The following is a 12,868-nucleotide window of genomic DNA, read 5'->3' as shown; positions in this document are numbered from 1 at the left end:
ACGCCTGTGCCGGAACGACCCTATCCCCGAACGTCCATGGCTGAGCGCAGCCCGTCGCTCACCATGTTGAAGCACATGCTCGTCAGGAAGATGCAGACGCCGGGCAGCATGGCGATCAGCGGCTGGCTGTAGATCGCGGTGCGCAGCGTGTTCAGCATCAGCCCCCATTCCGGCTCCGGCGGCTTGGTGCCGAGACCGAGGAAGGACAGGCCGGAGGCGAGGATCATCGACACGCTGATCAGGCTCGTCGCGTAGACGAAGATCGGCCCGAGCACGTTGGGCAGCACGTGCGCGCGCACGATGGTGAAGGCCCCCGCCCCGCTCGCCCGGGCGGATTCCACGTAGTCGAGGTTGCGGACCGAGGTCGTCGTGCTCTCGGCCACGCGGATGATCTGCGGGATGAAGACGAGGGTGAGCGACAGCATGGCGTTCGAGATGCCCGGCCCGAGCGCCCCGGAGATGGCGACCGCCAGCAGCACGGAGGGAAAGGCGTAGAACACGTCCGTCGTCCGCATGATCAGCATGTTCACCCAGCCCCCCGCGAAGCCCGCGACGACGCCCAGCGTGCCCCCGATGACGAAGGCGATCAGCACCGGCGTGATGCCGAGGAACCAGGACAGACGGCCGCCGTAGAGCAGCCGCGTCAGCATGTCCCGCCCGAGCTCGTCCGTGCCGAGCGGGTAGCGCCAGTCCTGGAAGCCGATCGGCCGCAGGCGGCGGATCATGCTCGTCTGGTAGGGGTCGTGCGGCGCGATCCAGGGCGCGAACAGGATGGCCAACGCCATCAGCAGCAGCACGAAGCCGAAGAACAGCGTCACCGGATCACGCGAGAGCCGGCGCCCCACCCCTTGCCAGTAGCCCCGTCCCTTGACGGGCGCCGCCTCCGGCAGGGCGAGGACGGCCGGCGTGGCGGTGGTCGTGCTCATGCGCGGCGGATCCGGGGGTCGAGGGCGGTCTGGACGAGGTCGACCACGAGGTTGAGCGCGACGAAGAAGATGGCCAGCACGAGGATGGTTCCCTGCAGCACCGGCAGGTCCCGCTGGAAGATGGCGCTGTTCAGCAGGAAGCCCGTCCCTGGCCAGGAGAACACCGTCTCCACGAGGATAGACCCGCCCATGAGGTAGCCGAGCTGCAGGCCCATCACCGCCAGCACCGACGGCGCCGCGTTCTTCACCACGTGCAGGGCAATCCCGCCCCGCCGCAGCCCCTTGCCGCGCAGCGTCGTCACGAAGTCCTGGTTCAGCAGCTCCATCACCACCCCGCGCACCGTGCGCGTGACGATGCCCATGGGAATGACCGAGAGCGTGACCGCCGGCAGCACGAGGAACTTCGCGTGCTCCCAGTCCCAGGCCCAGGCGCCGGAGCCGCCCGGCCCCGCCCCCATGGCCGGCAGCCAGTTCAGCGTCACGCTGAACAGCACCACCATGACCATGCCCAGCCAGTAGTGCGGCACCGAGACGCCCGCCGCGGCCAGGCCCACCGCCGCCTTGTCCAGCAGGCTGCCCCGGAACACCGCGGCGACGGTGCCCAGCAGCGTGCCCATCACGAAGCCGATCCCCGCCGCCACGAGGGCGAGGGTGAGCGTGTTCCCCACGGCCGAGGCAAGGTCCGCCGTCACCGGCCGCCCCGTGGCCAGGGACCGACCGAGGTCGCCCTGCACCACCCGCATCAGCCAGAGCCCGAACTGCACGGGCAGGGGCTTGTCCAGCCCGTAGTCGCGGCGCACCTGCTCGACCACCTCCTGCGGCGCGTCGGCGGGCACGATGGCGTTGATGGGATCCCCCGGCGCGATCTGCACCAGCATGAAGCAGACCAGCCCGACCGAGAGCGCGATGGGAATGGCGTAGAGGACGCGGCGGACAAGGTAGAGAAGCACGGTTCCCTCCGGCTCAGGCGGCGTGCCGCACGCGCACGCAGCGCGCGGCATGGCCGGGGACAGGGCTGCGGAACTCGGGCACCGCCGGCAGGCAGGCCTCCTCCACCTGGGCGCAGCGCGGCGCGAAGGCGCAGCCCTTCGGCACGCGCTCGAGGTTCGGCGGCGCGCCCGGGATCGTCGTCAGCCGCTCCCCCCGCATGCCTGAGTGCACGGTCGCGCCGAGCAGCCCCTGCGCGTAGGGGTGCAGCGGCCCGCGCATCAACCCGCGCACCGGCCCCTCCTCGATGAACCGGCCGGCGTACATCACGGCCACCCGGTCCGCGATCTCCCCGGCCACGCCGAGGTCGTGCGTCACGAAGATCACGCCCATGCCCATCTCCTGCTGCAGGCGGCGCAACAGGAGCAGGATCTGGATCTGCACGGTCGCGTCCAGCGCCGTCGTCGGCTCGTCCGCCAGCAGCAGCTTCGGCCGGCAGGAGAGGGCGATCGCGATCATCGCGCGCTGCCGCAGCCCGCCCGACAGCTCGTGCGGGTAGGCGTCCAGCCGCCGCTTGGCGGAGGGGATCTGCACCAGCTCCAGCAGCTCCAGCGCCCGCGCGTCGGCGCTCGCCCGGCTCAGTCCCTCGTGCCGGATGACCGTCTCGGCGATCTGGCGCCCGATGGTGAAGACCGGGTCCAGCGCCGTCATCGGCTCCTGGAAGATCATCGAGACGGTGCTGCCGCGGATATCCGCCATCCGCCGCTCGGAGGCCGCGACGATGTCGTGCCCGCCCACCACCACCGTGCCCGAGAGCTTCGTGCGCCGCGGCGGGTTCAGCCCCATCAGCGCCCGTAGCGTGACCGACTTGCCCGAGCCGCTCTCGCCGAGGATGCAGAGGGACTCCCGCTCCGCCAGGTCGAAGGAAACCCCGTTCACCGCGTGCACCGTGGCGTCGCGCGTGACGAAGCGCACCTCCAGGTCGCGCACCCGGACCAGCGGCGCGCTCATGCGGCGATCCCCCGCGCCACGCTGCCCGGCGCCCGACTGTGCCCGCTCCCCGGCACCACCATCAGGCACGCCGCCTGCTGCCCCGCCGGCGCCGGGTGCAGCACCGGCACCGTGGTGGAACAGACCGGCTCGGCAAAGCCGCAGCGCGTGTGGAAGCGGCAGCCCGGCGGCGGGTTGATCGGGTTCGGCGGGTCCCCTACGAGCGGCGGCTCCGTGCGCCGAAGGTCCGGGTCCATGGAGGGCCGGCTGGCCAGCAGCGCCGCCGTGTAGGGATGCGCGGCCGAGGCGTAGATCGCCTCCACCGGCCCTACCTCCGCCACGCGCCCGAGATACATGACCAGCACGCGGTCCGACATGTACTGCACCACGTTCAGGTCGTGCGAGATGAAGACGTAGGTGAGCCCGAACTGCCCCTTCAGGTCCTGCAGCAGGTTCAGCACCTGCGCCTCCACGGACTTGTCGAGGGCCGAGACCGGCTCGTCCAGCAGCACCAGCCGCGGCCGGAGCGCGAGGGCGCGGGCGATGTTGATGCGCTGCCGCTGCCCGCCCGACAGCTCGTGCGGGTAGCGCCGCGCGAACTGGTCGGGGTTCAGCCCCACCGCCGCCAGCAGGTCCCGCGCCCGCGCCCGGGAATCCCCGCGCGACAACCCGTGCACCTGCGGCGCGAAGGCGATGGACTCCTCGATCGTCAGCCGCGGGTTCAACGAGGCGTAGCTGTCCTGGAACACCATCTGCACCTGGCGGCGGTACTCCTTCAGCGGCATCTCCCGGCTGCCCACCTGCCGCCCGTCGAAGACCACCTCGCCCGAGGTCGGCGCCATCAGCGCCATGATCAGGCGGGACGTCGTGGACTTGCCGCAGCCGGACTCCCCGACGATGCCGAGCGTCTCGCCCTTCATCACCTCGAAGTCGAGCTCGTCCACCGCCCGCACCACGCCCGCCCCGCGCCCGAGGAAGCCGGTCTTGAGGGGAAAGTGCTTCGTCAGCCCGCGCACCGTCAGCAGCGGCTGCGCGGGCCCGCCCACATCCGGCAGGGACAGCAGGGAGGTCTGATCCGTCATGCCCCGCCCCTCATGCCATCGACACCGTGCCGAGGTCCTGGAACCAGTTCCGCGCCTGGACGAAGCCCCGCACCTTCGGCGACATCGCCCGCGCGTTCAGGTCGTGGGCCACGAAGAGGAACATCGCCTCGTCCACGATCCGCTGGTGCCCGCGCGCCATCAGCGCGTCCTGCGCGGCCGGGTCGAAGGTCTCGCGCAGGCCCTTGCAGACCGCGTCCAGCTCGGCGTCCCGGGTGTGGCCCCAGTTGGTGCCGCGCGGCGCGACGAGCGCGGAATCGACGTGCCGGATGAGGGCCGTGAAGGGGTCCTGGCTGAAGTAGGAGTAGTTCAGCGCGTGCACCCCGCGGGAGAGCGGGTCGCGCGAGCCCGCCCGCCAGGCGTTCAGCAGGGCGTTCCATTCCATCACCTCGAACTCGACGGCGATCCCCACCTCGCGCAGGTTCTCCTGGATGGCCTCGTTCATCGGCAGCGGCTGCATCATGCCGGAGCCGGAGCCGGGAATCATCACCTTCGTGCGGGCGGGATTGCGCGGCCCGAAGCCCGCCTCGGCCAGCAGCTTCCGCGCCTCCGCCGGGTCGTGCCGGATGCGGAAGGAGGGGTTGCCGAACCAGGGCGAGCTCGGCGTCAGCAGCCCCACGCCCGGCAGCATCTGGCCGTCCATCATCCCCGCGATGCCGTCCCGGTCCACCGCCAGGTTCGCCGCCCGCCGCACCCGGACATCCCGCCAGATCGAGCCCGGCGCGGTGAGGTCCAGGTGCCAGACCCAGTTGTGCGGGTACTCGTTCGTCACGATGCGGAACCCCGCGCCCCGCAGGCTGGCGGTCACGTCCGGCGCCGGCGCCTCGATCCAGTCCACCTGGCCGGAGCGCAGCGCGGCGGCCCGCGTGTTCGCCTCCGGCAGGGGCAGCAGCACCAGCCGCTCCAGCCTCGGCTTCCGCGCCGGGTTCCAGTAGTCGGGGTTCGCCACCATCACGCCCCGCTCGCGCTGGCTGTACTCCACCATGCGGAACGGCCCGGTGCCCGAGGGCGCGGCGAGGAAGGCATCCCAGGATCGCCCGACCTTCTCCCACTGCGCCGGAGAGGACATGACGATCCAGGCCAGGCCGTAGGGCAGCAGCGCGTCCACCTCGGTGGTGCGGATCTCGAGCGTGCGCGCGTCGAGCGCCGTCGCCTTCGCCACGCTCGGGATGCGGGACCGCCCCTGGGCCGCCTGGCGCGGGTCGAAATGCGGCGCGGCGGAGTCGAGCAGCTTCTCGAAGTTCCACTGGGCCGCGTGCGCGTCGAAGGCGCTGCCGTCGTGGAAGCGCACGCCCTCGCGCAGCGTGAACAGCCAGCGCCGGCTGTCCGCGGGGTCAATCGTCCACTCCGTCGCCAGGTTCGGCACGAGGCGCGACGGCGCGTCCGACCGCGAGAGGTCCCAGAAGACGAGGCTGTCGAAGACGGTGTAGGCCATGAAGCGCTGGCCCTCGCCGCCCTGGTCGGTCTGCCCGTTCGGCAGGGGCACGGCCGCGGCCGTCATGCCGATGCGCAGCGTGCCGCCCCGCCCGGCCGGCGCCTCCGCCCGCGCCATGTCCCAGGGCAGGGCCGCGCCGGCGAGGCCGGCGCCCAGCAGCGCCCGTCGGCTGGTCCTCATGGATCTCTCCCCGGCCCTTCATCCCGCGCGGCGCGGGAAATCCCCTCCGGGACAGCAATCCCCATGCCATGCCCCCGGTCCGGACCGCCGCGCCAATGTTTGCCCTTGGCACCGAATTTGCCAAAGTCCCCCGGCCTATCGACAACCAAGGGGGAGCACGCATGAGGAAGACCACCCGACGCGCCTGGCTGATGGCCGGCGCCCTGATCGCCGCCCTGTCCCCCCTGGGTCCCCGCCCGGCGAGCGCGCAGGAGAAGGTCCTGCGCATCGGCATGACGGCCGCCGACATCCCCCGCACCCTCGGCCAGCCCGACCAGGGCTTCGAGGGCAACCGCTTCACCGGCATCCCCATGTTCGACGCCCTGGTGAACTGGGACCTCTCCAGCGCCGACCGCCCCTCCGTCATCATCCCCGGCTTGGCCACGGAATGGGCGGTGGACGAGGCCGACAAGACAAGGTGGCGCTTCAAGCTGCGCCCGAACGTGCGCTTCCACGACGGCAGCCCCTTCAACGCCGCCGCCGTGGTCTGGAACGTCCAGAAGGTCCTCGACCAGGGCGCGCCCCACTACGACGCCTCCCAGGTCGGCGTGACCGCCAGCCGCATGCCCACCCTCCGCTCCGCCCGCGCGATCTCGGAGAACGAGTTGGAGCTGGTCACGAGCGAGCCCGACAGCTTCCTGCCGATCAACCTCACCAACCTCTTCATCGTCTCGCCCACGCACTGGGCGGCCAAGCTCGCCGCCGTGCCGGCGGCCGTGACGGACCCGCGCCAGCGCGCGGCCCAGGCCTGGGGCGCCTTCGCCGGCGATCCCTCCGGCACCGGCCCCTTCCGCGGCACCCGCCTCGTCCCGCGCGAGCGCTTCGAGATGGTCGCCAACCGCGACTACTGGGACCCGGCGCGTCGCCCGAAGATCGACCGCGTGGTGCTGCTGCCCATTCCGGAGGCGAACACCCGCACCGCGGCCCTTCTCGGCAACCAAGTGGACTGGATCGAGGCGCCCGCCCCTGACGCCGTGCAGCAGATCACCTCGCGCGGCTTCCGCCTGTACCAGAACGCCCAGCCGCATGTCTGGCCCTGGCAGTTCTCCTTCGCCGAGGGCTCGCCCTGGCTCGACCGCCGCGTCCGCCAGGCCGCCAACCTCTGCGTCGACCGCTCGGAGCTGAAGACGCTTCTCTCGGGGCTGATGGAAATCCCCCAGGGCACCGTCGCCCCGGGCCATCCCTGGTGGGGCAATCCCTCCTTCCGCATCCGCTACGACCTGGCCGAGGCGCAGCGCCTGATGCGCGAGGCCGGCTTCGGGCCGCAGCGCCGCCTGTCGGTCAAGGTCCTCACCTCCGCCTCCGGCTCCGGCCAGATGCAGCCGCTGACCATGAACGAGTTCCTGCAGGAGGCGCTGCGCGCCTGCTACTTCGACGTGCAGCTCGAGGTCGGCGAGTGGAACGCGGTGTTCAACAACTGGCGCGAGGGCGCGCGCAGCCCGAACGCCCGCGGCGCCAACGCGACGAACGTCAGCTTCGCCGCCATGGACCCCTTCTTCGCCATGGTCCGCTTCGTCTCCACCGCGGCCCAGCCGCCGGTCTCGAACAACTGGGGCTACTTCTCCAACCCCGAGTTCGACGCGATCATCACCGCGGCCCGCACCACCTTCGACGGCCCCGGCCGCGACGCGGCGCTGGCCAAGCTGCACGCCCGCATCGTGGAGGAGGCGCCCTTCCTCTGGGTCGCCCACGACGTCGGCCCGCGCGCGCTGTCGGCCCGCGTGAAGGGCGTGGTGCAGCCGCGGAGCTGGTTCATCGACATCGCGACCATGTCGATGGACTGAGCGCGTCCTGCCGTGGCGGACCGCCCCGGCTCGGGGTGGTCCGCATCAGCGGTTACCGTCCTGGCCGGCCCCTCGCGCGGCCGTGTCCGCCCGCCCCCCGTTCCCGCGCGCCCGTAAGCTGCCATAGTCGCGCCCGACGCAAGGGAGCAGGGAACGGATGTCGACAAGGCCGGTGCACTCGGCGCCCCTGGCGCGCTCGGCCATGGCCTATGTCCTGGCGGGCGGCCGCGGATCGCGCCTGATGGAGCTGACGGACCGGCGCGCCAAGCCCGCGGTCTTCTTCGGCGCCAAGTCCCGCATCATCGACTTCGCGCTCTCCAACGCCATCAACTCGGGCATCCGCCGCATCGGCGTCGCCACCCAGTACAAGGCGCACAGCCTCATCCGCCACATGCAGCGCGGCTGGAACTTCCTGCGGCCCGAGCGGAACGAGAGCTTCGACATCCTCCCCGCCAGCCAGCGCGTGTCGGAGACGGAGTGGTACGCGGGCACCGCCGACGCGGTCTTCCAGAACCTCGACATCATCGAGAGCTACGGCCCGCGCTACATGGTCGTGCTCGCCGGCGACCACGTCTACAAGATGGACTACGAGGTGATGCTCCAGCGGCACGTCTCGTCGGGCGCGGAGGTCACCGTCGCCTGCATCGAGGTGCCGCGGATGGAGGCGAGCGCCTTCGGCGTGATGCACGTGGACGCCTCGGACCGCATCATCTCCTTCCTCGAGAAGCCGGCCGACCCGCCCTCCATCCCCGGCCGCCCCGACGTCGCCCTCGCCTCCATGGGCATCTACGTGTTCGAGACGCGCCTCCTCGCGGCCGAGCTTCGCCGCGACGCGCTCGAGCCCGGATCGAGCCGCGACTTCGGCAAGGACATCATCCCCGCCCTCGTCGCCCGCGGCACCGCCGTCGCCCACCGCTTCGAGGAATCCTGCGTCCGCTCCGGCGAGGAAGCGGAGGCCTACTGGCGCGACGTCGGCACGGTGGATGCTTTCTGGCAGGCCAACATCGACCTCACCGACGTCGTGCCGTCGCTCGACATCTACGACCGCGACTGGCCGATCTGGACCAACGGCGAGGTCACGCCCCCCGCCAAGTTCGTCCTCGACGACGACGGCCGCCGCGGCATGGCCGTCGACTCCCTCGTGTCGGGCGGCTGCATCGTCTCGGGCACGCATGTCCGCCGCTCGCTGCTCTTCTCCCATGTCCGCGTCCGTTCCTACGGCATGGTGGAGGGCGCGGTGCTGCTGCCCGGCGTGATCGTCGGCCGCCACGTCCGGCTGAACAAGGTGGTGGTCGACAGCGACGTCGTCCTGCCGGACGGCCTCGTCGTCGGCGAGGACCCGGAGGAGGACGCCCGCCGCTTCCGCCGCTCGCCCAACGGCGTCTGCCTCATCACCCAGCCGATGATCGACGCCCTCGGGGGATGATGCCGCTGCGCGTCCTCTCCGTCGCCTCCGAGTGCTTCCCCCTTGTCAAGACAGGCGGCCTGGCCGACGTGGCGGGCGCCCTGCCGGCGGCCCTCGCGGCGGAGGGCGTCCATCTTCGCACCCTCCTGCCCGCCTATCCCGGGGTCCTCGCCCAGGCGGCCTCCGCCACCCCGGTCCACGGCTTCGACGACCTCTTCGGCGGCCCGGCCCGGCTTCTTGCGGCCCGCGAGGGCGACCTGGACCTCCTGCTCCTCGACGCCCCGCACCTCTACGCGCGCCCGGGCGGCCCCTACGCCGACCAGTGGGGCCGCGACTGGCCGGACAACCCCCAGCGCTTCGCCGCGCTGTGCTGGGCCGCCGCCGCGATCGGCCGCGGCGCCCTGCCGGACTGGCAGCCGGCCGTCGTGCACGCCCATGACTGGCAGGCGGGATTGCTCCCCGCCTATCTCCACTACGCCGAGGGGCCGCGGCCCGGCACGGTCTTCACCGTCCACAACCTCGCCTTCCAGGGATGGGCCCCGGCCTCGCTCCTGGCCGAGCTTCGCCTGCCGCCCCGCGCCTTCGACATCGACGGCGTGGAGTTCTTCGGCGGCATCGGCGCCCTCAAGGCCGGGCTGCGCCTTGCGGACCGCATCACCACCGTCTCCCCCACCTACGCCCGCGAGATCACCACGCCCGAGGAGGGGCAGGCCCTGGACGGCCTTCTCCGCAGCCGGGCGGGCGACCTCGCGGGCATCCTGAACGGCATCGACGAGGCCGCCTGGAACCCCGCCGCCGACCCCCACCTCGCCGCCGCCTTCGACGCGGAGCACCCCGCCGGGCGCGAGGCGAACCGGGCCGCCCTCCGCGCCCGCGCCGGCCTGCCGCCGCGGCCGGAAGGCCTCCTGCTCGGCGTGGTCAGCCGGCTGACAGGGCAGAAGGGCATGGACCTGCTGCTGCAGGCGCTCCCCGCCCTGCTCGGCCACGGCATGGACCTCGTGGTGCTCGGCGCCGGCGAGCCCGCGCTGGAGGCCGGCTTCCGGGCGGCGGCGGCGGCCCATCCGGACCGGATCGCCGCCCGCATCGGCTACGACGAGGGCCTCGCCCACCTCATCCAGGCCGGCTGCGACGCCCTCCTCGTCCCCTCCCGCTTCGAGCCCTGCGGCCTCACCCAACTCTGCGCCCTGCGCTACGGCGCCCTTCCGGTGGTGGCGCGGGTGGGCGGCCTGGCGGACACGGTGATCGACGCGAACGAGGCGGCGCTGGCGGCCGGCGCCGCGACCGGCCTCCAGTTCGCCCCGCCCAGCGCCCCGGCCCTGGAGGCCGCGCTCGCCCGCCTCGCGGCCCTCTGGGCCGACCGCGCGGCCTGGGCCCGCACCCAGGCGAACGCCTTCCGCGCCCCCGTCGGCTGGTCGCGATCGGCCGCCCGCTACGCCGCCCTCTACCGGGAGGTCGCCCGTCCCGGCGTGGGAAGCTGACACGCCGCCGCGGAAATCGGCATTTCGCTATCGACCGATCAGCATTTTTCGTGATTGTCTCCCCCCGAGCCCGCAACATCGCGTAGATGTGAACATATGACCGACAGCCTCCCCCCCGCGGCCCTTTCCCACCCCCTTCCCGGCGAGACGCCGGACGAGGAAGCGGTGCGGGCCTTCCGGCAGGCCATCCTCGACAAGCTCGCCTACAACGTCGGCGGCCGGGTCGAGCGCGCGAGCGCCCGGGACTGGTTCGTCTCCACCGCCCTCGCCGCCCGCGACCACGTCGTGGACGCCTGGCGCCGCTCGAACGACGAGACGCGGGCCGAGGGGCGCAAGGGCGTCTGCTACCTCTCGATGGAGTTCCTCATCGGGCGCCTCCTGTCGGACACGCTTGGCAATCTCGGCCTCACCGAGACGGCCCGCCGCGCGCTCGACGGCCTGGGCGTGGACCTCGACGCGGTCGGCGGGCAGGAGGCGGACGCCGCCCTCGGCAACGGCGGCCTGGGGCGCTTGGCCGCCTGCTTCATGGAGAGCATGGCGAGCGTCGACGTGCCCGCCTACGGCTACGGCATCCGCTACGAGAACGGCCTCTTCCGCCAGATCATCGCCGGCGGCCTCCAGCACGAGGTGCCCGAGGACTGGCTCGCCCTCGGAAACCCCTGGGAGTTCGAGCGCTCCGGCCTCGTCTACGAGGTGCGCTTCGGCGGCCATGTCCGCCCCGAGGTCGCGCCCGACGGCACGTCCCGCTTCGTCTGGCACGCGGGCGAGATCGTCAACGCGCTGGCCTACGACACCCCGGTGGTCGGCTGGCGCGGGGTGCGCATCAACACCCTCCGCCTCTGGTCGGCGCGCGCGACCGACCCGCTGCACCTCAGCGAATTCAACCGCGGTGACCATGTCGGCGCCCAGTCCGCGCGCATGCGGGCCGAGGCGATCTCGCGCGTCCTCTACCCCGGCGACGAGACCGAGGCCGGGCAGGAGCTTCGCCTGCGCCAGGAGTACTTCTTCGCCTCCGCCTCGCTGCAGGACATCATCCGCCGCCACCTGTCCCGCTTCCCGGACCTGACGAACCTCGCCGACCAGGTCGCGGTCCAGCTCAACGACACCCACCCCGCGATCGGCGTGCCCGAGCTGATGCGGCTGCTGATCGACGTGCACGGCTTCGGCTGGGACGCCGCCTGGAAGATCACGCAGGCGGTCTTCTCCTACACCAACCACACCCTCCTGCCCGAAGCGCTGGAGACCTGGGCGGTGCCGATGATGGAGCGCGTGCTGCCGCGGCACATGCAGCTCATCTACCTCATCAACGCCCGCCACCTCGACCACGCGCGGGCCGAGGGCGCGCGCGACGGGCTGCTCTCCTCCGTCTCCCTCATCGACGAGAGCCACGGCCGGCGCGTGCGCATGGGCCACCTCGCCTTCGTCGGCTCGCACCGCGTGAACGGCGTCTCGGCGCTGCACACGCAGCTCATGCGCGATACCGTCTTCACCGACCTCAACCACGTCTGCGGCGACCGCATCACGAACAAGACCAACGGCATCACCTTCCGCCGCTGGCTGCACCGCGCCAACCCCGGCCTCACCGCGCTCCTGGTGGAGGCGCTCGGCCCCGCCGTGCTGGACGACCCGGACCGGCTGGCGGGCCTCGTCCCCTTCGCCGAGGACGCCTCCTTCCGGCAGCGCTTCGTCGCCCAGCGCCGCGCGGCGAAGGAGCGCCTCACCGCGCTCGTGGCCGCGCGCCTGGGCCTGAAGCTCGACCCCGACGCGATCTTCGACGTGCAGATCAAGCGCATCCACGAGTACAAGCGCCAGTTGCTGAACATCGTGGAGACCGTCTCGCTCTACAACACGATGCGCGCCCACCCGACCGACAACTGGGCGCCGCGGGTGAAGATCCTCGCGGGCAAGGCGGCGCCGAGCTACCACCAGGCGAAGCTGATCATCCGCCTCGCGAACGACGTCGCCTCCGTCATCAACGACGACCCCGCGGTCGGCGACCGGCTGAAGGTCGCCTTCATCCCGAACTACAACGTCAGCCTCGCCGAGGCGATCATCCCCGCCGCCGACCTGTCCGAGCAGATCTCGACCGCGGGACTCGAGGCCTCCGGCACCGGCAACATGAAGCTTGCCCTCAACGGCGCGCTCACCATCGGCACGCTCGACGGCGCCAACGTCGAGATCGACGAGCGGGTCGGCCGCGACGAGATCTTCATCTTCGGCCTCACCGCCGCCGAGGTCGCGGCCCGCAAGCGCAACGGCCACGACGCGCGCGCGGCGGTGGCGGCCTCCCCGGACCTCCGCGGTGCGCTCGACGCCATCGCGTCCGGCGTCTTCTCCCCCGACGAGCCCGACCGCTACCGCGGGCTGGTCGAGGGCCTGCTGAACGACGACCGCTACCTCGTCACCGCCGACTTCGAGTCCTACAGCGCCCGGCAGCGCGACGTCGCCGCCCGCTGGGCGCGCCCGGAGTCCTGGTGGCGCGCGGCGGTGCTGAACACCGCCCATGTCGGCTGGTTCTCCTCGGACCGCACGATCCGGGACTACGCGGCGGACATCTGGGGCGTGAAGGCGTCCTGACGGGGACGCAACGGTGGGGACGGGCGC

At 72.1% G+C, this 12,868-nt stretch carries 9 protein-coding genes; 4 read left to right on the top strand and 5 right to left on the bottom strand.

Annotated elements, in window-relative coordinates; all coding sequences use genetic code 11:
* Positions 1-20: 20 nt before the first annotated feature.
* Genes EAH89_RS22005 through EAH89_RS21985 form a run of 5 tightly spaced genes read right to left on the bottom strand, consistent with a single transcriptional unit; the run spans position 21 to position 5,558 of the window.
* Positions 21-926 (bottom strand): ABC transporter permease, encoded by a 906-nt coding sequence (locus tag EAH89_RS22005; protein ID WP_140885861.1) that lies wholly within the window; start codon positions 924-926, stop codon positions 21-23.
* Complete coding sequence (locus EAH89_RS22000; protein ID WP_140885860.1) at positions 923-1,876, bottom strand: ABC transporter permease; 954 nt, start codon at positions 1,874-1,876, stop codon at positions 923-925. The genes EAH89_RS22005 and EAH89_RS22000 overlap by 4 nt, the downstream gene beginning before the upstream one ends.
* A gap of 13 nt (positions 1,877-1,889) precedes the next feature.
* Positions 1,890-2,864, bottom strand: a complete 975-nt coding sequence (locus EAH89_RS21995; protein WP_140885859.1) for an ABC transporter ATP-binding protein — start codon at positions 2,862-2,864, stop codon at positions 1,890-1,892.
* Entirely contained in the window at positions 2,861-3,925 is a 1,065-nt protein-coding gene (locus tag EAH89_RS21990; RefSeq protein WP_206667646.1) for an ABC transporter ATP-binding protein, read from the bottom strand. Before EAH89_RS21990 ends, EAH89_RS21995 begins: the two co-directional genes overlap by 4 nt.
* A 10-nt stretch (positions 3,926-3,935) precedes the next feature.
* Entirely contained in the window at positions 3,936-5,558 is a 1,623-nt protein-coding gene (locus tag EAH89_RS21985; protein ID WP_140885858.1) for an ABC transporter substrate-binding protein, read from the bottom strand.
* Between the two features lie 161 nt (positions 5,559-5,719).
* On the opposite strand from EAH89_RS21985, the gene EAH89_RS21980 reads away from it, so the two are divergent.
* From EAH89_RS21980 to EAH89_RS21965, 4 genes are all read left to right on the top strand, one after another.
* Positions 5,720-7,381, top strand: a complete 1,662-nt coding sequence (locus tag EAH89_RS21980) for an ABC transporter substrate-binding protein (protein ID WP_140885857.1) — start codon at positions 5,720-5,722, stop codon at positions 7,379-7,381.
* Positions 7,382-7,538: 157 nt separating this feature from the next.
* Positions 7,539-8,807, top strand: coding sequence for a glucose-1-phosphate adenylyltransferase (gene glgC, locus EAH89_RS21975; protein WP_140885856.1), 1,269 nt, complete (start codon positions 7,539-7,541; stop codon positions 8,805-8,807).
* Positions 8,808-8,812: 5 nt separating this feature from the next.
* Complete coding sequence (gene glgA, locus EAH89_RS21970; protein WP_206667649.1) at positions 8,813-10,264, top strand: glycogen synthase GlgA; 1,452 nt, start codon at positions 8,813-8,815, stop codon at positions 10,262-10,264.
* Positions 10,265-10,360: 96 nt separating this feature from the next.
* Positions 10,361-12,841: a glycogen/starch/alpha-glucan phosphorylase gene (locus EAH89_RS21965; protein ID WP_140885854.1), complete on the top strand. Its 2,481-nt coding sequence runs from the start codon at positions 10,361-10,363 to the stop codon at positions 12,839-12,841.
* The last annotated feature ends 27 nt before the right edge of the window (positions 12,842-12,868 follow it).

This window comes from Muricoccus nepalensis (assembly GCF_006438825.1).
GTDB classification, from domain to species: Bacteria; Pseudomonadota; Alphaproteobacteria; order Acetobacterales; family Acetobacteraceae; genus Roseomonas; species Roseomonas nepalensis.
Note: the sequence above shows the minus strand (reverse complement) of the source record. Positions and strands in the feature narration are given on the sequence as shown.